The sequence below is a fragment of the Arminella tubonensis genome, from assembly GCF_003240585.1.
Lineage (GTDB): Bacteria > Pseudomonadota > Alphaproteobacteria > Rhizobiales > Rhizobiaceae > Rhizobium > Rhizobium tubonense.
In genome coordinates, this window is record NZ_PCDP01000037.1 from 16,806 (window position 1) to 40,141 (window position 23,336).

22 protein-coding genes are annotated in these 23,336 nt (G+C 61.4%); 7 read left to right on the forward strand and 15 right to left on the reverse strand.

Features of this window, described 5'->3' with window-relative positions; all coding sequences use genetic code 11:
• Nucleotides 1–113: 113 nt before the first annotated feature.
• The 8 genes from CPY51_RS17150 to CPY51_RS17185 all read right to left on the reverse strand — a co-directional run bounded on the left by CPY51_RS17150 (nt 114) and on the right by CPY51_RS17185 (nt 10,046).
• Nucleotides 114–3,260 (reverse strand): efflux RND transporter permease subunit, encoded by a 3,147-nt coding sequence (locus CPY51_RS17150; protein ID WP_111161449.1) that lies wholly within the window; start codon nt 3,258–3,260, stop codon nt 114–116.
• Nucleotides 3,261–3,295: 35 nt separating this feature from the next.
• Nucleotides 3,296–4,450 (reverse strand): efflux RND transporter periplasmic adaptor subunit, encoded by a 1,155-nt coding sequence (locus CPY51_RS17155; RefSeq protein WP_111161450.1) that lies wholly within the window; start codon nt 4,448–4,450, stop codon nt 3,296–3,298.
• 56 nt (nt 4,451–4,506) lie between these two features.
• Nucleotides 4,507–5,115 (reverse strand): TetR/AcrR family transcriptional regulator, encoded by a 609-nt coding sequence (locus CPY51_RS17160; protein WP_111161451.1) that lies wholly within the window; start codon nt 5,113–5,115, stop codon nt 4,507–4,509.
• A gap of 131 nt (nt 5,116–5,246) precedes the next feature.
• Complete coding sequence (locus CPY51_RS17165) at nt 5,247–5,726, reverse strand: hypothetical protein (RefSeq protein WP_111161452.1); 480 nt, start codon at nt 5,724–5,726, stop codon at nt 5,247–5,249.
• A gap of 140 nt (nt 5,727–5,866) precedes the next feature.
• Entirely contained in the window at nt 5,867–6,298 is a 432-nt protein-coding gene (locus tag CPY51_RS17170; protein WP_111161453.1) for an OsmC family protein, read from the reverse strand.
• Between the two features lie 169 nt (nt 6,299–6,467).
• A complete protein-coding gene (gene araH / locus CPY51_RS17175; protein ID WP_111161454.1) occupies nt 6,468–7,418 on the reverse strand; it encodes an L-arabinose ABC transporter permease AraH in 951 nt (316 codons plus the stop codon).
• A gap of 19 nt (nt 7,419–7,437) precedes the next feature.
• Nucleotides 7,438–8,946 (reverse strand): L-arabinose ABC transporter ATP-binding protein AraG, encoded by a 1,509-nt coding sequence (gene araG / locus CPY51_RS17180; RefSeq protein WP_111161455.1) that lies wholly within the window; start codon nt 8,944–8,946, stop codon nt 7,438–7,440.
• 116 nt (nt 8,947–9,062) lie between these two features.
• Entirely contained in the window at nt 9,063–10,046 is a 984-nt protein-coding gene (locus CPY51_RS17185; RefSeq protein ID WP_111161456.1) for an arabinose ABC transporter substrate-binding protein, read from the reverse strand.
• 223 nt (nt 10,047–10,269) lie between these two features.
• On the opposite strand from CPY51_RS17185, the gene CPY51_RS17190 reads away from it, so the two are divergent.
• The gene (locus tag CPY51_RS17190) at nt 10,270–11,037 is read left to right on the forward strand and encodes a FadR/GntR family transcriptional regulator (protein ID WP_244598713.1); all 768 of its coding nucleotides are present in this window, start codon (nt 10,270–10,272) and stop codon (nt 11,035–11,037) included.
• A 70-nt stretch (nt 11,038–11,107) separates the two neighbouring features.
• Nucleotides 11,108–12,256, forward strand: a complete 1,149-nt coding sequence (dgoD, locus tag CPY51_RS17195) for a galactonate dehydratase (protein WP_111161458.1) — start codon at nt 11,108–11,110, stop codon at nt 12,254–12,256.
• Nucleotides 12,257–12,411: 155 nt separating this feature from the next.
• On the opposite strand, the gene CPY51_RS17200 is transcribed toward dgoD, so the two are convergent.
• The 7 genes from CPY51_RS17200 to CPY51_RS17230 all read right to left on the reverse strand — a co-directional run bounded on the left by CPY51_RS17200 (nt 12,412) and on the right by CPY51_RS17230 (nt 18,466).
• Nucleotides 12,412–13,902: a GMC oxidoreductase gene (locus CPY51_RS17200; RefSeq protein ID WP_244598716.1), complete on the reverse strand. Its 1,491-nt coding sequence runs from the start codon at nt 13,900–13,902 to the stop codon at nt 12,412–12,414.
• A 183-nt stretch (nt 13,903–14,085) separates the two neighbouring features.
• Nucleotides 14,086–15,348: an ABC transporter substrate-binding protein gene (locus tag CPY51_RS17205; RefSeq protein ID WP_111161459.1), complete on the reverse strand. Its 1,263-nt coding sequence runs from the start codon at nt 15,346–15,348 to the stop codon at nt 14,086–14,088.
• A 42-nt stretch (nt 15,349–15,390) separates the two neighbouring features.
• A complete protein-coding gene (locus CPY51_RS17210; protein ID WP_111161460.1) occupies nt 15,391–15,828 on the reverse strand; it encodes a hypothetical protein in 438 nt (145 codons plus the stop codon).
• Complete coding sequence (locus CPY51_RS17215) at nt 15,825–16,880, reverse strand: aldo/keto reductase (protein WP_111161461.1); 1,056 nt, start codon at nt 16,878–16,880, stop codon at nt 15,825–15,827. The genes CPY51_RS17210 and CPY51_RS17215 overlap by 4 nt, the downstream gene beginning before the upstream one ends.
• Nucleotides 16,877–17,236 carry a TIGR04076 family protein gene (locus tag CPY51_RS17220; protein WP_111161462.1) on the reverse strand — a complete coding sequence of 120 codons (360 nt, stop codon included), beginning with the start codon at nt 17,234–17,236 and terminating at the stop codon, nt 16,877–16,879. Before CPY51_RS17220 ends, CPY51_RS17215 begins: the two co-directional genes overlap by 4 nt.
• A 1-nt stretch (nt 17,237) precedes the next feature.
• A complete protein-coding gene (locus CPY51_RS17225) occupies nt 17,238–17,726 on the reverse strand; it encodes a DUF3830 family protein (RefSeq protein ID WP_111161463.1) in 489 nt (162 codons plus the stop codon).
• Nucleotides 17,723–18,466 (reverse strand): GntR family transcriptional regulator, encoded by a 744-nt coding sequence (locus CPY51_RS17230; protein ID WP_111161464.1) that lies wholly within the window; start codon nt 18,464–18,466, stop codon nt 17,723–17,725. Before CPY51_RS17230 ends, CPY51_RS17225 begins: the two co-directional genes overlap by 4 nt.
• 119 nt (nt 18,467–18,585) lie before the next feature.
• Between CPY51_RS17230 and CPY51_RS17235 the strand changes: the two genes are divergently transcribed.
• Genes CPY51_RS17235 through CPY51_RS17255 form a run of 5 tightly spaced genes read left to right on the forward strand, consistent with a single transcriptional unit; the run spans nt 18,586 to nt 23,327 of the window.
• Nucleotides 18,586–19,386, forward strand: coding sequence for an ABC transporter ATP-binding protein (locus CPY51_RS17235; protein WP_111161465.1), 801 nt, complete (start codon nt 18,586–18,588; stop codon nt 19,384–19,386).
• Entirely contained in the window at nt 19,383–20,132 is a 750-nt protein-coding gene (locus CPY51_RS17240; protein WP_111161466.1) for an ABC transporter ATP-binding protein, read from the forward strand. The genes CPY51_RS17235 and CPY51_RS17240 overlap by 4 nt, the downstream gene beginning before the upstream one ends.
• Complete coding sequence (locus CPY51_RS17245) at nt 20,129–21,037, forward strand: branched-chain amino acid ABC transporter permease (protein WP_111161467.1); 909 nt, start codon at nt 20,129–20,131, stop codon at nt 21,035–21,037. Before CPY51_RS17240 ends, CPY51_RS17245 begins: the two co-directional genes overlap by 4 nt.
• Nucleotides 21,034–22,020 carry a branched-chain amino acid ABC transporter permease gene (locus CPY51_RS17250; RefSeq protein ID WP_195909560.1) on the forward strand — a complete coding sequence of 329 codons (987 nt, stop codon included), beginning with the start codon at nt 21,034–21,036 and terminating at the stop codon, nt 22,018–22,020. Before CPY51_RS17245 ends, CPY51_RS17250 begins: the two co-directional genes overlap by 4 nt.
• Nucleotides 22,017–23,327, forward strand: coding sequence for an NAD(P)/FAD-dependent oxidoreductase (locus CPY51_RS17255; protein ID WP_111161468.1), 1,311 nt, complete (start codon nt 22,017–22,019; stop codon nt 23,325–23,327). The genes CPY51_RS17250 and CPY51_RS17255 overlap by 4 nt, the downstream gene beginning before the upstream one ends.
• The last annotated feature ends 9 nt before the right edge of the window (nt 23,328–23,336 follow it).

Genomic DNA, 23,336 nt, shown 5'->3' on the forward strand with positions numbered 1-23,336 from the left:
CAGGGCCTTCTTGTTCGGACGATTGCCGGAGCTCCCACGGATACGGAATTCACGCGAAAAAGGGGTCCCGGCAATGCCGGAACCCCTCTCTTCTTGCCCGCGCTTTTTATTGGCTATTCGGCGGCAATGGCCGGGATGTCGCGATGGCGATCGCCGTCCTCATCTGTTTTTTCGCTCGATGGAACCGCGTCGTGCCTCTTCGGCTCACGGCCGAAGAACAGGGCGTAGCCGGCCGGCAGGACGAAGATCGTAAGCACTGTCGCAACCAGGATGCCGCCCATCATCGCGTAGGCGAGCGGACCCCAGAACACGCCGCGCGAGATCGGGATCAGCGCCAGAACCGCGGTCAGCGCCGTCAGCATGATCGGCCTGAAGCGGCGGACGGCCGAACCGATGATCGCCTCCTGCCGGTCCATGCCGGCCCTTATATCCTGGTCGATCTGGTCGACGAGGATGATGGAGTTGCGGATGATGATTCCGAGCAGCGCGATGACGCCGAGGATCGCCACGAAGCCGAATGGCGAGCCGCTGATCAGAAGAGCCGCAGCGGCACCGATGATACCGAGAGGACCCGTCGCCAGCACCAGCATCGCCTTGCCGAAGTGCTGCAGCTGCGCCATCAGGAGCACGACGATGACGAGCAGCATGATCGGCGCCTTGGCGGCAATCGAGGCCTGGCTTTCGGCCGCATCCTCTGCCCCGCCCTGGATCTCGATCTTGTATCCGGCAGGCAGGCTGTCTCTCAGATCCTTCATATCGCTGTAAATCTTGGCGGTGACATCGGTCGACTGCACGTTGTCGGGAAGCGTTGCCCTCACCGTGATCGTCGGCAGACGGTTGCGACGCCATTCGAGATCCTGCTCGAGCACCGGCACCACCTTGGCGACCTGCGAGAGCGGAACGAAGCCACCTGAGTCAGTCGGTATGTAGACCGAATTGACGGCAGAGAGCATGCGGCGCGTTGCATCCGGCTCGCGGGCAACGATGGAGACAGTTTCCTCGCCTTCGCGGAAATCGCCCAGCGGCGCGCCGGACATGGCTGCCTGCATCATTTGCCGGACGCGTTGCGAGGTAACGCCGAGCGCACGGGCGCGATCCTGGTCGATGACCAGCTTCATCGCGGCCACCGGCTCCAGCCAGTCGTCGTGAATGGCGCTGAGCTGCGGATCGGCCTGGAACCGCTGCTTGACCTGATCGGCAATGTGGCGAACCTGTTGGCGATCGGGTCCCATGACGCGCAACTGCACCGGCCAGCCCGTCGGCGGACCGAGGAAGAGGCGATCCACCTTGCCGCGGATCGACGGAAAATCCTCGGCAAGTATGGTCCTGAGCTTGAGGATAAGCCGTTCGCGGGCCGGCTCGTCCTTGGCCATCACTAGAAGCTGCGCATAGTTCGGGTTGGCAAGCTGCTGGTCGAGCGGCAAGAAGAAGCGCGGCGCGCCTTCGCCGATATAGGTGGCGACGAAGCGCTTGTCCGGATCGTCGGCGACGCGGGCCTGCAACGCACTGGCTTGCTTTTCGACTTCCTTGATGCTGGTGCCTTCCGGCAGCCAGAGATCAACGAGGATTTCCGGCCGCGACGATTGCGGGAAGAAGTTCTGCGGAATGAACTGGAAGGCGAACAGGCTGCCGGCAAAGGTGCCGAGCGTCAGCAACAGCACGATGACGCGGTGGCGCACCGCCCAGCCCACTGTCTTATGCAGGCGTCGATAGAAACGCGTATCGAAGACGTCGTGATGGCTGCCCGCATGCTTGCGCTGCTTCAGGATCATGTAGCCGAGCCACGGCGTGAAATAGACGGCCACGAACCAGGACGTCACCAGCGCAATGCCGACGACGTAGAATAGCGAGCGCACATATTCGCCTGCCGTGGAGGCCGCAAAGCCGACGGGAATGAAGCCCGCCGTCGTGATCAGCGTTCCGGTCAGCATCGGAAATGCGGTCGATGAATAGGCAAAGCTGGCCGCATCGAGCTTGACAAGCCCCTCCTCCAGCTTCCTCTCCATCAGTTCGACGACAATCATCGCGTCGTCGACCAACAGCCCGAGCGCGATGATCAACGCGCCGAGCGAGATGCGCTGCAGGTCAATACCGAGTTCGAACATGATGGCGAATGTCGCTGCCAGCACCAGCGGTATGGCAATGGCGATCACCAGGCCGGAGCGCCAGCCGATCGAGACGAACGAGACGATGAGCACGATCGCCAGCGCTTCGACCAGCGCATGCATGAACTCGCTGACAGCATCGGTGACGACATCAGGCTGATTGGATATCTGATCGACCGAAACGCCGAGCGGCAGCGACGAAATGAAGCGCTCGTAGGTGGCGTCGACCGACTTGCCGACATCGGTAACCTTGAAACCCTTTGCCATGACGACGCCGAGCTGGACGCTGTCGTGGCCGTTAAACTGGAATTTTGCCGTGTAGGGGTCTTCGAGCCCCGCTGTAACAGTAGCGATGTCGCCAAGACGCGTCACCTGGCCGCCAGCCCTCAGGCGAAGTTCCCTGATATCCTCGACCCTGTGCACGTCGCCTTCAACGGAGATGCGCACCGAGCGTGTATCGGTTTCGACGGAGCCCGCGGGATCGACGTTGTTCTGGCCAACGACCGCGTTGCGCAGATCGGTGAGCGTGAGACCGCGTTCGGCAAGCACCTTCGACGAGACATCGATATAGATCTTCTCGGGCTGGTCGCCGATGATGACGGCTTTTTCGACGCCCGGCGTCGACAGCAGCATGTCGCGGGCCTGGATCGCGAACTTCTTAAGCTCCGGATAGCTGTAGCCATCGCCGCTGATCGAATGCAGCGTGATGAAGGTGTCGCCGAATTCATCGTTGAAATAGGGGCCCAGCAATCCAGCCGGCAGTTCGCTGGAGATGTCGCCAACCTTCTTGCGCACCTGGTAGAACGCGTCGTTCACCTCAGCGGTATTGGTGTCGCCCTTGATCTGCACCGTGATGATGGCGCTGCCCGGCCTTGTATAGGAGCGGACGAAATCGAGATGCGGCGTTTCCTGCAGCTTGCGCTCGATCTTGTTGACGACCTGGTCTTCCATGTCGGTCATCGACGAGCCCGGCCACATCACCTGCACGACCATGACGCGGAAGGTGAAATCGGGATCTTCCTTCTGGCCCATATGCGTGAGCCCGAGCGCGCCGGCAACGATGATCAGCCCGAACAGGAAGCGCGCGATGCTAGGATGGGCGATTGCCCAGCGCGACAGGTTGAAGGGCTTCTTTTCCTCTGGGAGGCTATCCATAACAGTGTTCCGCTCTGAATGATGCGAGTTGCTGCTCAGCGTACGACAGCTGAGGTGACGGTGCCGTCAGGTGCCGCAGCCGCCTGCTGGTTTGTAGCGTCCGGTAGCTTGACCTTGAGGTTTTCGGTCATGAACTGCGTTCCGGCCGCAACGACAGTCTCGCCTGCCTTCAGCCCGTCGGCGACGCGGACCCCGTCACTGGAAAAATCCGCCACCCTGACCGGTTGCGAATGAACCGTGCCCGCCTGGCGATCTACGAGCCAGACGATCTTTTGCCCGTCCTTCTCGGCAAGCGCGCTGAGCGGGATCGACACGAACGGCTGCGTATTTTCCGCGCTGGCCTCGACGTTCGCGGTCATGCCAAGCAGCACGCGCGGGTCGTTCGGCAAGCTGACTCGAACGCTGAAAGTCCGCGACTGAGTATCGGCGCTGCCGGAGACCTCGCGCACCTTGCCATCGAGCACGAGCGCATCGTCGGACCAGAAGCGGGCCTTGACGGCCTTTCCGGATGTGAAGTGGGCGATATCCATTTCAGGCACCGCGATCTGCACTTCCTTTTCACCATCGACGGCGACGGTCAGAACCGGTGTGCCGGAGCCGACCACCTGGCCAACATCGGCGTTGACAGCGGTGACGATGCCGCTCAGATCCGATTTGAGGTCACTGTAGGCAACCTGGTTCTTTGCCTCGTCGAGGGCGGAGCTGGCTGAATCACGTGTCGACGTCGCCTGGTCGTAGCTGAGCTGCGCCTGCTCCAGCTGCGATTTCGGAGCGACGTTCTTTTCGAATAGCTGCTGGGCGCGTTTGAGGGTCAGATCGGCGGTCTGCACCTGCTTTTGCGCCGAATCGAGGGTAGCCTCGGCACGCTTTACCGCCAGCTGGTAGTCGGTGGAATCTATCCGCGCCAGCACGTCGCCGGGCTTGACGCGCTCACCGATATCGACACGACGGTCGACGATCTTGCCGTTGATGCGGAACCCGAGGTTCATGTCGGTCCGCGCCCGGACGGAACCGGAGTAGTCGAGCGCACGAGTGGTATCGGCCTTGGCAATCTCGACGACCTTGACCGGTCGGACGACTTGCGTGGCTTCTTCCTTTTTCTCGGTGCAGCCGGAAGCCACCATCGCGATCAGCGCGATAACAGCAAAGCCAGCGACGATCGGCGTATAATCATTTTTTGGCGAAAACATTTCGCACTCCTCGAACAACAAGACGTGACAAAGGGCGCGGCTGGGCCGCCGCGCGATTATTTCTTCAGAGCTCTGATCGCATAGTCTATGAGATCCTCGGGCATTGCCCGGTTCTCCTTGGCAAGACACTGCGCAACCATCTGGGGATGACAGAGCGTAACCGTCGCCGCGCCGAAACATTTCGACGCAATCTCGGCGTCCTGCTCCGCAAACTCGCCGGCAGCAATCCCCTCCCTGATAATGTCGGCAATGATATCGTGGATCCGGTCGACATGCTTTTCGATGACATGCCAGTCCCGTTCGATGGCAATGATCACCATCTCGTGGACCTTCTGCTCATCCAGCATGACTTCGACGGTCATCTGGTATTGGGCGTTGACATATTGCCGCAGGCGGTCGGAAGCGCTGATCGGCAGACGGGAGATCGTCAACGCAATATTGTAGCTCATCTCGAGCATGCGCCCGCAGACAGCCTGGTGAATCTCCGTCTTCGATGCAAAGAAGCGATAGATATTGGCCGTCGACATTCCGAGGTCGCGCGCGATGTCGGCAACCGTCGTCTTGCCATAGCCGTAGTGACGAAACAGCCGCTCAGCCGAATCGAGAATACGGGTCACGTTTTCCTGGCGGGAGGAATCAATGCTGAGGTCGGCAAGTTCGTCCATCTAGGCTATTCCAAATTACGAGTGACGAATTTCAATTATCGTCACTCGTAATGCATCATAGCTAGTAAGTCAACGATGCCGTCCGCGAAAGCAGGCAGCAACTTGCGACCGAGAGAACGGCCAGGGAGCCGTCAGAAGCCCATCAAGGCAGGGCGGAACCGCCGCAGGCTGAGAAAACCGATCACGACGGCCGCGATGAGAAGGACCACCTGCGAGATGATGACAGCGGGCTCGCCTCCGGTTGGCGCCAACGCATTAAGCGCCGGAACCTTTTGAAAAGACTGCACGATCAACACGAGACAGTTGAAATAGAGAAGAACCAGGCTGCCGATCACGAAGACCGGTCGCCAGATACCGGCCAGGTGATACTTATATCGAGCCGCCGCCGTCGGGATGAAGATCAACACCGAGAGAATCCCGACGCCGATGCCGGGCGTGAAGCCGTTATACGGAAAGAGGAAACCGGTAACGCTGGTCGCCAACGTCATGATCAGGAAGACCAGCGTGGTTTGCTCGAACCGCCTGGCGGTAACGAAGCCGTAGGCGACAATGAGGCCGCTGACGATTGCAATCAGTGAAATAATGACGTGAAACAGTGTAAATGCTGACATTCCTGAGCACTCCTTTTTGGCACGCTGGATATGCGTCCAAAAAGAATAGTGCTTCCTATATATGCAGGATTGTAGATTTAGCGCGAATTGTGGTGAAATGGCCGCGCTGCGGGAGCGGCGCGGCTGCAGGCATTCTGCGATCAGCTGAAGGTTATGTCGAGCGTGATCGGAACAGCCGCGAGTGCCTTGGAGACCGGGCAACCGGCCTTTGCCTTTGCGGCGAGGCCCTTGAATGTGGCTTCGTCTGTGCCGGGCACGGAAGCCACTAGATTGAGGTTGATCGCGGTGATCGCAAAACCGCCTTCGACGCTCTCGAGCGTCACCTTGGCGGTTGTCTGCAGGCTGGTGGCCGTGAGACCGGCTTCGCCGAGGATCGCCGAAAGCGCCATCGTGAAGCAGCCGGAATGGGCAGCGCCGATCAGTTCTTCGGGATTGGTACCCGGGACGCCTTCGAAACGACTGGCGTAGCCATAGGGGTATTCCTTCAGCGCGCCGCTTTGCGTGGTAATCGCGCCCCTGCCATCCTTGAAGCCGCCGGCCCAATGAGCCGAGCCTGTACGATTTATCTGCATGCCGTCCTCCTGTTTTCGATTATGCGTCGGAAAAGGCAAGTTGCCTTCCCTTGTTGACCGATTGGAAGAAGCCGTAAGACCACTTCTGCGGGTCGATATAACGCGCCAGCCTCGGAAGGCGACAGGTCGATGCCCGTCAATTTATGATATTTTTGTCATGTGGAATAAATCAGCCTCGACGACCCATGGCGGCCGAGCGCAGATTGTCGAGCAGAACCGCGACCAGAAGAATGAGCCCGCGCACGACATACTGGTAGAAGGCCTGGATATTCAACAGGTTCATTACGTTTTCGGCAATGCCCATGATCAGGACGCCGACGATGACTCCCGTCATGGCGGCCCTCCCGCCTGCAAGCGATACGCCGCCGAGCACGCAGGCAGAAATCACCGAGAGTTCCAGGCCCGTTGCCGCATTCGGCTGGCCCGAGGTAATGCGGGATGCCAACAATACGCCGGCAACCGCGCAGACGAGGCCCTGCAGCGCGAAAATCCAGATGCGCATGTTGGCGACGTTGACGCCCGCCAGCCGCGATGCCTCGGGATTGCCGCCGATCGCCAGCGTGTTCTTGCCGAAGACGGTGCGATTGAGCACGAAGCCGAAAACGAGGAACAATATCACCATGATCCAGATCGGCGTCGGAATTCCGAGGAGCTTCGACAATGCAAGCTGATAGAAACTCGGATCGTTGATCCCAACGGCACGACCGTCGGAAGAGATCAGCGCCAGCCCGCGGACGATCTGCATCGTGGCAAGCGTCGTGATCAGCGCGTTGATCCTGAATTTTGCGATGACGATGCCGTTGACGAAACCGACAAACGCGCCGCAGACGAGCGCAGCCAGCAGCCCCAGGGTGATGGACCCGGTCACATTCGACGCCATGACCGAGACCATGCCGCAGAAGGCGACGGTCGAGCCGACGGAAAGATCGAAGTCGCGGGACGCGAGGCAGAACATCATGGTGCAGGCGACGATGCCGATGGTCACGACCGACTGCAGCAGGCCGAGCATGTTGCGCTCGGTGAGGAAGTTCGGAACTGTCAGTGAAACGACCGCGAAGGCGACCGCGAAGATCACGACAAGTCCCTGTTCGCCTAGGAAGATTCTTTTCAAGGAAGGCATCGTCACGGTTTCCTAAAGGTCAAAAGGAGGCTGCGGCATTCTTGTCCGGCAAGGCGGCGGTCAGGATCTGGTGCTCGTTGAAATCGGCGCGGGCGACGTTGGCGGCGACCTTGCCGCCGCACATCACCATGATCCGATCGGAGACGCCCATCACCTCTGGCAATTCGCTCGATATGACGACGATCGCCATGCCGCCAGCCGCAAGTTCATAGAGGATATCGTAGATTTCCGACTTGGCGCCGACGTCTATACCGCGGGTCGGCTCGTCGATAACCAGCACCTTGACGCCCTGCTCGGAGAGCCATCGCCCAAGAATGACCTTCTGCTGATTGCCGCCCGACAGGTTGATGATGTCCTGCTTGCGCGACGGCGTTCGAACCCGAAGCTTGGCGATGAAGCGCTCTGCAAGCTCGCCCTCCTTGCTTGGCCGGATGATACCGAACGGCGAAAAATGTCGCCGCGACGATATCGCGATGTTCTCCTCGATCGAACGGCCCTGGATGATGCCATCGAATTTGCGGTCCTCCGGGCAGAGCACCATCCCGGCATTGATCGAAGCTTTAGGATTGTTCGGCGAGACGGCCACGCCGTCGATCGCGACGCCGCCCTTGCCGCGATGATCGGCGCCGTAGAGCAACCGCGTCATCTCGCTGCGTCCAGCCCCGATCAGGCCGAAGAAACCGAGGATCTCGCCTTGCCGCACCGAGAAACTGATGGGGGTGCCGAGTTTAGGCCCGGCAAGGTTCTTCACCTCCAGCCGCACCGGCCCGAGGTCGCGTTGGCGCCAACCCCAGATATTGTTGATCTCGCGCCCGACCATCTCCGAGATGATCTGCTCGCGGGTCACCTTCGAGACGTTGGGATGATGCGCCGCCAGTCTTCCGTCGCGCAGCACCGTCAGGCTGTCGCAGAGCCGGAAGATTTCGTCCAGCCGGTGCGAGACGTAAAGAATGACCGTGCCGCGCGCCTTGAGCCGGGCGATCAGCGAGAACAGTATTTCGCTTTCACGGGACGAAAGAGACGACGTCGGCTCGTCCAGCGCAATGACCCGGGCATCGAGCATGACCGCCTTGGCGATCTCGACCATTTGCCTCGCACCGATCGACAGCGACGCCACCTTCGCCGCCGGATCTATATCGATGCCGATCTCGACGAGCTTCTCCCGGACAGTCTCGACGAGCCGTTTGCCGTCGATGACGCCGGCCTTGCCGGGAAAGCGGCCGAGCCAGAGATTTTCAGCAACCGTCAGCTCGGGTACCAGCTGCAGTTCTTGGTGGATGACGATGACGCCGGCATGAAACGCATCGCGCACGGAACTGTAGTTCTGCTCAGCACCTTCGAGCATGATCTTGCCGCTATCGGCCGATTGGTCGCCGGATAGCACCCGGATGAGCGTCGACTTGCCCGCGCCGTTTTCGCCCATCAGCCCATGAACAGCGCCCTTTTCGACGGAAAACGAAATGTCCGCCAATGCCTGGACGCCGGGATAGCTTTTGGAAATGCCGTCGAATTCGAGGAAGGCTGTCATTGCTTGTCCGCTGCAAAAAATGTCCGGCGGCAGAAAGCCGCCGGACCTTGGGTAGTCATGTTATCCCCGGGGTAACCAGAGTTATCCCCGGGGGTAACCAGAGTTATCCGCAAATGTTACTCGATGCCCAAGTCCTTGCGAACGGCCTGGTAGGTGTCGCGAAGTGCCAGCTGGCCGGAGGTCAGCGTCAGCTTCGGCGGCTCCTTGTTGTCGGCGACCCAGTTGTACATGTTCATCGCGGTCTCGTAACCGTGGCGCTTCGGCGAGATGATGACGGTGCCAAAGAAGCCGGTTGCAGTCGGCTTCTTGAACTCGTTGATCGCAGAGTCCGCACCACCGATACCGACACCGATAACGTTGGTAGCGGGGATGCCGACCGATTCCGTGGCGCGAACGGCGCCGAGCACGGCTTCGTCGTTGAGGCCGACCGCGACCCAGTATTTCACATCCGCATGCTTGTTGAGAACGGTCGTCGCGGCGTTGAGCGCTGCTTCCGTATCCGTCTTGGCCTGCGGTGCATCATAGATGTTCTGGGCCGGGAAGCCGGCAGCCTTCAGCACCGCGATCGCACCTTCGACACGGTCGACGGCAGTCGGCAACTGGTCGTAGGAAACGCGGATCGCGCCGACATTCTTCATGTCCCAGCCGCGCTTCTTGATTTCGTCGGCGATCGCCTGTCCGACGCCTTCGCCGATCTTCGTGGCGGAGATGCCCATATGCGGAACGTCTTCAAGCGGCTTGCCGTCGGCGCCGACCAGGCGGTCGTCGACCGTCATAACCTTGAGCTGGTTGGCGGCTGCCTTGGCGACGATGCCGGGGCCGAGCTTTACGTCAGGCGTGCAGATGATGAAGCCCTGCGCGCCCTGCGCACCAAGGTTGTCGATGGCCGACTGGACCTTTTCGCCGTCTTCGGCGCCGATCTTGACGAGCGTGAAGCCCTTCTCCTTGGCCGCGATGTCTGCAAACTTCCATTCATCCTGGAACCAGGGCTCTTCCGGCTGCTTGACGACGAAGCCGATCTTCACGTCGGCCGCAAAACCTGATGTGGCCGCTACGATCGCGACCGTGCCAGCCAGGATGGCTGCTTTGAAAAAGCGCATGTCTCTCTCCCTTTAAAAAATAACGAATTCGCCGACTACCCTCCCAGGCAGTTTATATTTGAGTAAGATAAATCATCATACCAGTCAATTGCCAATGTATGATGATTGAAATAATGTGATAAATGAGAAAGAACGCAGATGTCGACGTATGCGCTTGTCGCAAAGTCGAAAAATTTCCGCTAAGCAAGTGTCGGCCACGCGGGGAGCATGGCGGAGAGGTCATTTGGAATTGGTTGCACGAGAGCAGGATTTGACGAGTATCCAGGCCGAGCGACGTCCGCGCGTGCGCAGGAACGTGACCGCGGCAATCGCCGAGGATATCTGTGCCGAACGCTATGTCTCCGGGTCGCCCTTGCCGCGTGAAAACGACCTCTGCAATATCTACGGCGTCAGCCGGACAGTTATCCGCGAATCCCTGAAGATCCTCGAATCCAAGGGGCTGGTACGCGGCAAGCCCCGGATCGGCACGACCGTTTGTGACAAGGATGAATGGAACATCCTCGATCAGGACGTGCTCGAATGGATGGGTCCCTACATCAAGGGTTTCGACATTCTCGGCTGCATCATCGAAGCGCGGCGCTCCATCGAGCCAGCCGCCGCCGAATATGCCGCCGAGCGGGCAACTGCCCAGGAGATCGCCGATCTCGACAACGCCTGGCGCCAGATGCGCGACTTCGGCGGCGACCCCGAGCGGTTCACCGAGGCCGATGTGATGTTTCACACCGTGCTTCTCAAAGCCAGCCACAACCAGGTCTTCCGCCGCCTGTCGAGCGCCATCCATGCCGGATTGAAATACGCGCTCCATGCATCGAATGTGGCAGTCGACAGCCGCGACGAGGCGATCGTCCTGCATGGCGAACTCGTGGAGGCGTTGCGCATGCGAGATCGCTTTGCCGCGCGTGATTGCGCCAATCGCATGCTGGATCTGGCCGTTCGCGACCTTGCCGCCGCTGAAAAGGTGATCGGACGGACAAAAGCCACACGATCCTGACAGAATTATTGAAATCCGCGGCGGGCATGCCGCCGATATGACCATGTGAGACGAAACGGAAACATTTCCCATGAAAATCACCAAACTGACGACCTACATCGTTCCGCCGCGCTGGATGTTCCTGAAGATCGAGACCGATGAAGGTATCGTCGGTTGGGGAGAGCCTGTCGTCGAAGGCCGGGCACTGACCGTCCAGGCCGCCGTTCACGAGCTTGAGGACTATCTGATCGGCAAGGACCCGTTCCTGATCGAAGATCACTGGAACGTCATGTACCGCGCCGGATTTTACCGCGGCGGCGCCATCCACATGAGCGCCATTGCCGGCATCGACCAGGCGCTCTGGGACATCAAGGGCAAGGCGCTCGGCCAGCCGATCCATTCCCTACTCGGCGGCCAGGTCCGCGACAAGATCAAGGTCTACTCCTGGATCGGCGGCGACCGGCCTTCCGACGTTGCCAACAACGCCCGCGACGTTGTCGCCCGCGGCTTCAAGGCGATCAAGCTCAACGGCTGCGAGGAAATGCAGATCGTCGACACCTATGACAAGGTCGAAAAGGCGGTCGAGACCATCGCCACCATCCGCGATGCGATCGGCCCCTATATCGGCATCGGCGTTGATTTCCACGGCCGCGTCCATCGTCCGATGGCCAAGGTTCTCGCCAAGGAACTCGAGCCCTACAAGCTGATGTTCATCGAAGAACCGGTTCTTTCGGAAAACCGCGAAGCACTGAAGGAAATCGCCAACCACTGCTCCGTTCCGATCGCGCTCGGCGAGCGGCTCTACTCCCGCTGGGATTTCAAGTCGGTCCTGACCGACGGCTATGTCGACATCCTGCAGCCGGACCTCTCCCACGCCGGCGGCATCACCGAATGCCGCAAGATCGCGGCCATGGCCGAAGCCTACGACGTGGCGCTCGCACCGCATTGCCCGCTCGGCCCGATCGCGCTCGCCGCCTGCCTCCAGGTCGACGCAGTTAGCTACAACGCCTTCATCCAGGAACAGAGCCTCGGCATCCACTACAACAAGGGCAATGACATCCTCGACTACATTTCGAACAAGGAAGTCTTCCAGTATGCCGACGGTTTCGTCTCGATCCCGCAGGGCCCCGGCCTCGGCATCGAAGTCGACGAGGCCTACGTCATCGAACGCGCCAAGGAAGGCCACCGCTGGCGCAACCCGGTCTGGCGCCACGAAGACGGCAGCGTCGCCGAATGGTAATTGCTGTCTGATCCACATCGGACCCAGCGGAGGTGTGAGGCCGGCACCCCACCTCCGTCATCCTCGGCCTTGTGCCGAGGATCTGCCGTAGCCCAATGAGATCGCAGATGCTCGGGACGAGCCCGAGCATGACGAGAGACGTCGTCGGGATCTGGCTATCGCCGCAAGTCCGTTTGCGAGATGTGCTCGGCAACCCGCAGCGCCTGTGCCGCAACCGACAATGCCGGATTGACCGCCGCCGATGTCGGCAGGTAGCTGGCATCGACCACGAACAGGTTGGGATGGTCGAAGGCGCGGCAAAAGACGTCGAGCGGAGCGCTCGAGCCGTCATGGCCGATCTTGACGGTACCGCATTGGTGCGATGGCGTCCGCTTGTCGAAGGGGCGGGAAAGCACGATCGGGAAGCCGGCCTTTTTGAGGACCCGCTTCAACTTCGATACAAGGTCGAGATGGGCTTGCCAGTTGGTGCGCACCCATTGCAGCACGATGCGCTCGCCCTCGACGGTAATGCGGCTTTCCGGCGAAGGCAGATCCTCGCTCATTGCGTAGAAGTCGATCGCATGGGCGGAAATCTTGTTCAGCAACCACTCGGGATAGGCCGGCATGTTCGCCTTGAGGATAGCGCCCGAGACGCGCCCGAGCAACTGCACGTTGCCGAGCGGCGGACCGCCCTCGCCGTCAGACAGATAGAAATCGTTGAAGCCGAAGGTCTTCTGATAGATGCTGTCGTTCTTGTACCATGGCGACATCGCCAGCACCGCGGACGAATTGTGGTTCATGAAATTTCGGCCGACCTGGTCCGACCGGTTGGCAAGCCCGCGCGGATTGGCGTCGTTCGCAGAGCGCAACAACAGAACCGCCGATTGCACCGCGCCGGCGGAAAGCACGACCAGCTTCGGTCGGACAACCCTGGTCTCGCCGAACGACATATAATGCACCGCCTCTATCGTCCGGCCATCGCCTGCCGTCTCCAGCCGCGTCACCCGCGCGCCTGTCTTGATCTTCACGTTCGGATACTGCAGCGCGTTGGCGAGCGCCACCGTCTCGGCATCCATCTTGCCGTCGAAACTGTTGGGATGGGCGTCCCAGGGTGTCTTTCCCTTGGCAATCCATTTATCGATGTCGACGCCGAGCGGCAGCGAATAGGGATGGACCCCGTTCTCTTTCAGCCGCTTGCGGACGCTCGCAATCGCCGGCTCGTCAGGGATCGGCGGAAAGGCATAAGGCTGGGAATGGTCCGGCTCCGTCGGATCCTCGCCGAGTGTCCCGCGGACCTGATAAAGCTGCTCGGCTTTGCTGTACCAGGGCTCCAGCTCTTCGTAAGGAAAGGGCCATGCCGGCGAGACGCCTTCGAGATGCTGCATCTCCTCGAAATCCTCGCGCCGATAGCGGACCAGCACCGCACCATAGAATTTCGAATTACCTCCGACGTTGTAGTAATTGCCGGGATTGAAGCCCGAACCGCCCTTCTCGTACCAGGTCTCCTTGGGTCGGAAATGGCCGCGCTGAAAGATCGCCCTCTGGTCGCGGTTTTCCGGCTTGTCCTCCAGCCGCTCTCCGGCCTCGAGTATCAGAATATTGGCACCAGTCGCGGCAAGGCCGTAGGCGAGCGTCGAGCCGCCGATACCAGAGCCGATGATGACGATGTCCGGTTCCGCATCATAGTTCCTCCCAAAGCCTTTTCCCGCTTCGCTTTGTGGCTTGAAAAACCGGGAACTGTCCAGAGCGAAAGTAAAAACGCACGGTTGCAGGTCGTACTCGCCTGTGCACACGCGAAAACAGGACGGGCCGAACAGATGATCGGCCCGTCCAGGTACCTAGCTGCCAGCCTATTTGTTCAGCTGGGCCTGGAGCTTGTTGACGTCCTCCGTCGACATTTCGCCATCGGTCGCAACCTTGCCGTCGGCGATCTTCCAGAGGCGGAACGGGCCAGTGATGTCGCCATATTTGTCGAAGGCGACCGGGCCGATGACGCCTTCGTAGCGGATCGCCTTGCCGTCCTTGATCAGGCCGAGCGCCTTGGCGAACTCCTCCTTGCCGGCATAGATCGGCGTGCCCTCGGGATCGACCGCCTTGAACATCGCATCCCGGATCTTGCCCGGCTCATCCGAGCCCGCAATTGCGATGGCGAGCCCGACGATAGCGCCGGCATCGTAGGAGCGGTCAGCTGCCGGGTTGGACGGCTCGATACCGGAGAACTCCTTGTAGTTCTTCATGAAATACTCGGTCGACGCAGTCGGGCTGGTACCCGACGACGTGCCGTAGGCATCCTTCAGATAGTCGGCGCCGACGGAATCGATGAAATCAGGGCTGTTCATGCCGTCGTTGAGCAGGAATTTCTGCACGCCGCCCTGCGAAATCCACGTACGGGCAATCGTTGCTCCATCGACCGGCGTGCTGACGAGGTAGAGACCGTCAGGGCTTCCACCCATCGCGGCCGTGACTTCGGAGGCATAGCTCGACTGCTTTTCGTTGTATGGCGTATCGGAGACGATGACGCCGCCGAGTGCCTTGTAGGCGCGGGAGAACTCGGCAACCATGTTGACGCCGAAGTCGTTGTTGACATGGATGACCGAGAGCTTCTTGAAGCCCTTATCCATGGCATATTTTGCAGCCGCAACGCCCTGCAGCGCGTCCGAGGTGATGGTGCGGAAGAAGATGCCATTGGTCTTGCCGTCCCGGCCAAGCGCTGTCAGCGTCGGCGAGGACGAGGCCGGGGACACCTGGACGACCTTGGCCGGTGCCGTGACCGAGGTCAGGATCGGGATCGACACCGATGAGATGATGCCGCCGATGATGACGGGCACCTTCTTCACCTGCACGAGCTGCGTGGCAGCGTCGACGGCGACGTTGCCCTGGCTCTGGCTGTCGCGCGTGTCGGTGACGAGGTCGCAGCCGCGAACGCCGCCCGCCGCATTGATATCGCGGAAGGCCATCTCGACCGACTTTGCACCGGCCTGTCCGTATTCGCCGGCAGGACCCGTCAGTTCCATCACCAGTCCGACGGTGATCTTGCAATCTGCGGCATTTGCGACGCCCGCAGCGGCCAGAAGCGCCAAAGCGGTGGTCAGTTGGAATATCGTCCTTTTCATCTTTGTTCCCCTTGTTAGGTTAGGTACGACTTGGTTTCTGTCTTAGGCCTGAGAGGTCTCCGGCATCTGCAACCAGGTTTCATGCAGATGACGCCATTCGACGCCATTGGGCGCCGATGAACTCGATGTGAAAAGCGCACTTGCCTGACGGCGGCTGGATATTCCGGCCCTGACCTGCGCTTCTATGTAAGTCACGACGATCGTATCCGCGGCCTCCCAGCCGCAGCGGATATCTTCGATCTCGATCGAAAAGTCCCCATTGAAACTGCCTCGGTTCGATCGGATCAAATCGATGGTCGCTTCCCTGTCAAAGATGCGGCCGGTTGGCGGGATCATATGGAAGCCCTGGCCGAAGACCTGTTCGCACCGGCCGAAATCCGTCGTGTCGGCCGTCGCCGCATCATACCACGCAACGAAAAACCGGTGGAACGCGATGACCTCGGCGCTGGCACGCTCGAAAAGGGAGATGCTGCCGCTCATACCTTCCCCGCATTCAGGTTGTAGTGCATGATCGAACCATGCCGGCCGGTCCGATCCCGTTCCAGCGTATAGACATCGCCAAGCGGTCCGCGGCTTTCGGCGATGACACCCGCGATCCGGCGATTGTCCTCGTCGCTAAGCGAAATATCCATGATTTTCGCGTTGGCAAGCGCATGCGCCTGGTTCCGCGCGCCAACGATGACCGCGGCGACTTGAGGTTGCTGCAGCACCCAGGCGCTGGCAATGGTGGCGATATCGACGCCATGCCGGTTGCCGACATCCTTCAGCGTCCGAAGCAATGACTGGAACAGGTCCCAGCCGCCGAAATCGTCGATGATCAGCTTGTATTTCACCAGCGATCGGTTCTCGAGCGGCATCTCCGGCTCCGGCTGCCCGAGCCACTTGTCGCTAAGGAAACCGCCGGCAACCGAGCCGTAGCAGAGAAACGAGACGCCGTTTTCGGCGGCCAGCGCGCTCAGTTGGTTGGCCGGCCGCTGATCGAGCACCGAATACTGCAGCTGCTGGCTGACCATCGGAATGCCGGCTTTCAGGATCTCGGCAACGTGCGGGGTGTCGAAGTTGGTCGTGCCGACATTGCGCACCATACCCTCCTGCCGCATCTCGTTCAGCCATCCCATGACGTCGAGATAGCCGTCGAATGCGTAGTCCCACCAATGGAACTGCACGAGGTCCAGCCGGTCGGTTCGCAGGCGGCGCAACGACTGCTCGACAATGCTCCTGATGTAGTGGCGGCTGATATTGCCCAGTTTCTCGAGATCGGGCACCAACTTCGTATGAACCTTCATCGTCGCCGCGACGTCGGTGTCGCGTTCCTCCGCAAGACGGCCTCGCGCAGCTCCGATCAACTCTTCGACGCCCGTGTAGATGTCGGCGCAGTCATAGGTCTTGATGCCGGCATCGAAGGCGGCGATCAGGTCTGTCACCGCCTGCCCGCGATCGATTTCGCCATGACCGCCGGCAAGCTGCCAACCGCCGCGAATGACGCGGGAGATTGTATAGCCGGGCCGGAGTTCGAAAGTCCTGGCACTCATTTGTCTTCATTCCTGTTGGACAGCGGCACCGCCGTCGTCTCTGCATGGCTGAACCGGCGCTTTCCAAGCCGGACGATCTTCAGCCGACTTGCGCAGTTCGGATCGGGACAGGCGATCTCAGCGTCGGACGTCATCCAATCGTTCTTATGGGTCGGTCGTTGCTTGGCGGCGAGCAGCGGCAACACGGCGGAGATCGAATAGATCGAGAAGCCCTGCCCTTCAGGCATCGAGAGCATCTCGCCCTTGAGCTCGAAATAGTCGCCCTCCTTCGCACCGCAGTAGATCGGCTTCCCCTCAGGGATGACCGCCTCGACGCGAAGGTCGAAAAGCTCGAAACTATCGTCGACCGCACTCATCTCAGACCTCCGTCCGCCTAAACGTTACGTCGCAGGCGCCATTGCGGCGGATGATGCCGCAGGAGGCCGCGAAATGCTCGCGATCCTCGGGGCGAACCTGCGCGACGACGCTGCCGGCAAGCCAGCCGATCGGGAACAGTAGCCGCGCGCCCTGGCCATAGAACAGGCCGATGTCGAAGATCGGATTCGGGTTGCCGCCCCACATGCGCGCCGGCACGTAGCTCAGTACGATATCGCCCGGCTGCGGTGTCAGCGTCGCATTCTCGGCCGGCAGGGCCTTTGCCCAGTCCGCACCTTCGAGATGCGTCGCAGGGATCGGGCAGGAGATTTCCGGACCGGTCCACATGGCATGAATGCCGGGAACGACCTTCGGCTCCGACAGATATTCCGAGAGGAAGGCGGCATTGTCGGGCGCCTTCGCATCGAGAAAGGTGGCGATGACGGAAAGCCCTGAACGCGGCTCGGAGATATGGATGGCACGCTGGGTCATGGTCGGTTCTCGGACTTCGCCGCAGCATCGGCTTGCAGCTTGTTGCGCAGGAAGGTGAATGGCCGGCTGATATCGGCAACGAGCGCCTCGCGTGCGGCAGCCGCATCCTGCACCGCGAGCGCGGCAACGATGCGGCGATGATAATGCGCTGTATCGACTTCGCCTGCTTCGGAAAACGCGTAGATCGCGACCCGGATGCAGGGGCCGGATTGCAGCCACAGACTCTCGATCATCGGGATCAGCACCGCGGAACCGCAGGAGCGATAAATCTCGAAATGGAAACTCTGGTTGAGAGTAACCTCGTGGTCGACATCCTTCTTGTGCTTCAACGCGCGCATCTCGTCCCACTCGCCAAGCATTCCCTCGATGACTGAAATCTGTCGCGGGGTCATGCGGGTCGCCGCCAGCGCGATCGCCTCGCCTTCGATGAGGATGCGGGCCCGAAGCAGGTCGTCGAGCCGATCGAGCGTGATCGGGGGAACGCGGACGGACCGGTTCGGAAGAGCCTCGAGGGCCTTCTCCGTAATCAGCCGCCCCAGCGCCTCGCGAACCGGCATGGTGCTGGTGACGAGCGCGTCAGCAAGTCCGCGAATGGTGAGCGTCTGGTTGGGTTCGAAAAGACCGCCGATCAACGCCCGGCGAAGCTCCGAATACACGCGATCCTGCACGGTTTCCCGACCGACCGGCGCGAGCTGGGCGGCGATGACGTCGTTGCTTTTCTCGGTGGCGGTCTTTTGCATTGGGGTCCCGCTTTTGACTTGCAGAACCGATTAAAGCCGATTAGCGTGATCAACGCAAGTGTGATCACAAATCAAAAATCAGAAGACGGCACTACGATCGTCTTCGGCCAGAGGGATCCATGGCACTACAATCCGAACGGCATGGGGAGGATACCCAAGCGCCTGTTCTGACTGCGAAAAACGTTGTCCGTCGCTTCGGCGGCGTGGCTGCCGTCAACGACGTGTCCTTCGATGTCCGTCGCGGCGAGATCCTTGGGTTGATCGGCCCGAACGGCGCCGGCAAGACGACGATGTTCGACCTGCTGGCCGGCAGCGTGCCGCCCACATCGGGCGAAATATTGCTGAACGGCACTGTCGTTTCCGGCGAGCCCGCCCATCGCCGCATCGGCCGCGGCCTCGGCCGCACTTTCCAGATTCCCCGCCCCTTCCCAAACCTGACGCTGATCGAGAACGTCATGCTGGCGGCTCAGGGCCAGGCGGGCGAAAGACTGTTCGCCAATTTCCTGATGCCATGGCGCGTCGCGGCCGAAGAGAAAACTTTCGAGCAGAAGGCGATGGATCTGCTCGATCTCGTTTCGCTGACACGGCTTGCCCACGAGCCCGCCCGCGTGCTGTCAGGCGGCCAGCGCAAGCTGCTTGAGCTCGCCCGCGTCATGATGGCCGATCCAGCTATCATCCTGCTCGACGAACCGGCGGCCGGCGTCAACGCGACGCTGCTCGAGGTCATCATCGACCGTATCCGTGACATCAACGCCCGCGGCATCACCTTCCTCCTCATCGAGCACAATATCGACATGGTCACCCGTCTCTGCCACCGCGTGCTGGTGATGGCGAGCGGCGAGCTTCTCTGCGAGGGTACCGCCGACGAAGTCGCCCGCGATCCGCGCGTCATCGAAGCCTATCTCGGAGGTGCGGCATGAGCGAACCCGTCCTCCTCGTCCGCGATCTCGTCGCTGGCTATGAGCCCGGCGTTCCGATCGTCCGCGGTGCCTCCATATCAGTTGGCAAAGGCGAGATCGTCGTCGTCCTCGGCCCGAACGGAGCCGGCAAGTCCAGCTTCATCAAGGCGGTCGCCGGCCTCGTCCCCATAACCTCGGGCACCGTCCTGCTCGACGGCCTGGATATTACCGCAGCGCCGGCCCACACCATGGTTCGGCTCGGCCTTGCCTTCGTGCCGCAGACGGAGAACATCTTTCCGCAGATGTCGGTCGACGACAATCTCAAGGTCGCCTGCGGCATCCTGAAACCGCGAGACATCCCGGCGCGCATCGACGAGATGTACGCGACCTTCCCCGATCTCGAGCGCCATCGGCGGATGTCGGCCGGAAACCTCTCCGGCGGACAGCGCCAGATGCTGGCCGTCGCCCGCGCCCTCATCGTCCACCCGAAAGTGCTGGTGCTGGACGAACCCTCGGCTGGCCTCTCGCCGAAGTTCGTCTCGATGGTCTTCGAGATGCTGACCGACATCCGCAAGTCGGGCGTCACCATCCTTTTGGTCGAACAAAATGCCAAGGCGGCGCTGGCGATCGGCGACCGCGCCTATGTGCTAGTCGAAGGCAAGGATCGGCACGAGGGCGTCGCCTCCGAACTCTGGAACGACCCTGTCGTTGCGGAGCTCTACCTTGGCCAGCGTCCATCGCACCCGAAAACCGGAGGTGCCGCATGAACCTGCAATTCATCGTCGACGGATTGCTGACGGGTTCGATGGTCGGCCTCGGCGCCATTGGCGTCACGCTCACCTATTCGATCCTTCGCTTCTCCAACTTCGCCCATGGCGATTTCATGGCCTGGGGCACCTATGCGACGCTCACCGTCGTCAGCGCCATCGGAGCCATGTTCGGCAAGATCGCTCCGATCGGCGCGCTATCGTTCGGCTGGCCGCTCATCGTCGCCGTCATCGTCGGCATGGCCTTCACCGGGTTCATGGCACTCGTGCTCGACATGATCCTCTTTGCGCGATTGCGAGCCAAGGGGCAGGCCATTATCGTCGTCATGGCAAGCTTCGGCGCATCCATGGCGCTGCGAAGCCTGCTCGAATTCATCTTCACCTCGCGCCCGGCCTATTTCAGCCGCGCCATCCAGATCGCCATGCCGGTCGGCTTCGGTATCCGCATCACCCCCGACCAGATCGTTCTGCTGCTGGTCACCGCCGCTCTCGTACTCACAGTCCACCTGCTCATCACCCGGACGCAGATCGGTCGCTCGATGCAGGCCGTCAGCCAGAACGCGGCGCTCGCCCGCGTTGTCGGCATCGACGTCGCCAAGGTCGTCCGCGTCACCTGGCTGCTCGGCGGCTCTCTTGCCTGCGTCGCCGGCGTAATGATCGGCATCCTCGTCCAGATCCGCCCGCTGATGGGCTTCGACATGCTGCTGCCAATGTTCGCGGCGGCCATCCTCGGCGGCATCGGCAGCGTACCCGGCGCCGTCCTCGGCGGCCTCATCATCGGCCTTGCCGAGTCCGGCGCGGTGCAACTGATCGGTGCCGAATGGCGTGCGGCGGTCTCCTTCATCATCCTGATGGCGGTGCTGCTCGTCCGGCCGATCGGCATTTTCGGAGTGAAAGAGAGATGATGGATATCGTCGGTTACGGCGCGTTCTTCCTGACGACCGCGCTCATATTCTCGCTCATCACCCTCGGCCTCAATCTGCAATGGGGTCTCACCGGCCTCTTCAACGTCGGCGTTGCCGGCTTCGTCGCAATCGGCGCCTATACCTCGGCGCTGCTGACGACGCCCGATGCGACGGGCAGGTTCGGCGGCTTCGACATGCCGATCCTCGTCGGCTGGGTCGGCGCCATGGTCGTCGCCGCCATCGCTGCAGCGATCACCGGCGTTGCGACCCTGCGCCTGAAGTCGGATTACCTCGCCATCACCACCTTCGGGGTGGCGGTCGTGGTGCAACTCGTGGCGCTGAATGCACAAAGCTTCACCGGCGGCCCCTTCGGTATAGGCTTCATCCCCCGCCCCTTCGGCGGCCTTGCCTCGACGCCGATCCTCTTCAATTTTTCAAACCTCGCCGTGGTCGCCGTCGTCACCCTCGTTGCCTATCTGGCGCTCGAGCACCTTGCGCGCAGCCCCTGGGGCCGCGTCCTGAAAGGCCTTCGCGAAGACGAGCGCGCGGCAATCTCGCTCGGCAAGAGCGCTCGCTTCTACCGTGTTCAGGCCTTCGCGGTCGGCGGCGCCATCATGGGTCTCGCCGGCGCCGTGCAAGCTCATTTCATCGGCTTCATCGCGCCGGATAACTATGTGCCTATCCTGACCTTCCAGGTCTGGGTCATGCTGATCGTCGGCGGTTCGGGCAGCAACAAGGGAGCCGTCGTTGGCAGCGTCCTCGTCTGGGCAATCTGGGCCGGATCGGGCGCGCTCACCAGCGTGCTTTTCACCCCGGAACAACAGGCACGCGCAGCCTCGCTGCAGATCGTCGCCATCGGCGTCATGCTCTGCATCATCCTGCTGGTGCGCCCCAACGGCATCCTCGGTGACATGCCCCGTCGCCCACGCTTTGGAAAGAAGCTGCAGAAGACCGTCCCCGATCAGGACGGCGCCACCCCATGAGCCAGGCAACAAGCGATCGCAACGGCGGCCTGTCGCTCTGGCATGCAGTCGGCCGAAATAACAAGACGAGGCCGACGTTCGAAGGCGAAATCGATGCGGACCTCGCCATTGTCGGCGGAGGCTTCTCCGGCCTGTCGACTGCACTGCATGCGGCCGAAAAAGGCCTCTCGGTCGTGGTCCTCGAAGCCGAGATCGTCGCCTGGGGCGCCACCGGTCGCAATGCCGGTTTTGTCGTTCCGAATTTCGCCAAGCGGGATCCGGACGACATCATCGCCGAGCTCGGCCCGGAGCGGGGCGAGCGGCTTGTCGACTTCGCTGCAGGCAGCGCCGACCTCGTATTCGACCTGATCAGGCGGCATGGCATCGAATGCGACGCGCAGCAGAGCGGCTGGATCCAGCCGGCCCACTCGGCCGCGGCGTTCGAAAAGGTGAAATCGAGATCCCGACAATGGTCCGACAGGGGCCGCCCGGCTGTCGTTCTCGACAAGCAGGCCGTTCGCTACCTCACCGGCGCCGACGGCTATTTCGGCGGCTGGATGGACGAATCGGGGGGAGTACTCAACCCGGTGGAATATGCGCGCGGTCTTGCGGACGCTGCCGAAAATGCCGGCGCGCGCGTCTTCGAGCGATCGCCGGTGACATCGATCGATCGTACAGGCGACGGTTGGGTCCTGGCCACCCGCAGCGGCAAAGTGCGCGCCGGCAAGGTCGTCGTTGCCACCAACGCCTATGGCGGCGCGCTGAACCCGCAGCTTTCCCGAACCTATTTTCCGCTCAAGGTCTTCCAGATCGCCACCGAGCCTTTGCCCGTCTCGCTGCGTGCCCGCCTGCTGCCGGGAAACCAATGCGTCTCCGACACCCGCAGAAACCTCTTCACCTTTCGCTTCGATGCCGCCAATCGGCTGATCTCGGGTGGCATGCATATATTCGGCGCCGGTGCCGACGATCGCGTGCCGCAGACCATCCATCGCCGCCTCGCCGAGCATCTGGACCTGCAGGATCTGCCGTCGCCCGCCTATAGCTGGTCCGGTCTTGCGGCCGTGGAACCGGATTTCCTGCCGCACCTGGTCGATCTCGGACCCGGCATGATCGCCGGCTTTGCCTGCAACGGCCGTGGCATCGCCATGACGTCGGGCATGGGCAAGGTGCTTGCCGACTGGGCGGCCGGTGCCGACGCAAACGAACTTGCGATCCCCTTCGCCCCGCCGGCGCCGATCCCTTTTCATGGCCTGCTCCGACACGCACCGAACGCGCTACTACCGTGGAGCATGCTGCGCGATCGCCTCGACGAGCGCTCAGCCCATTGACCCGTCAAA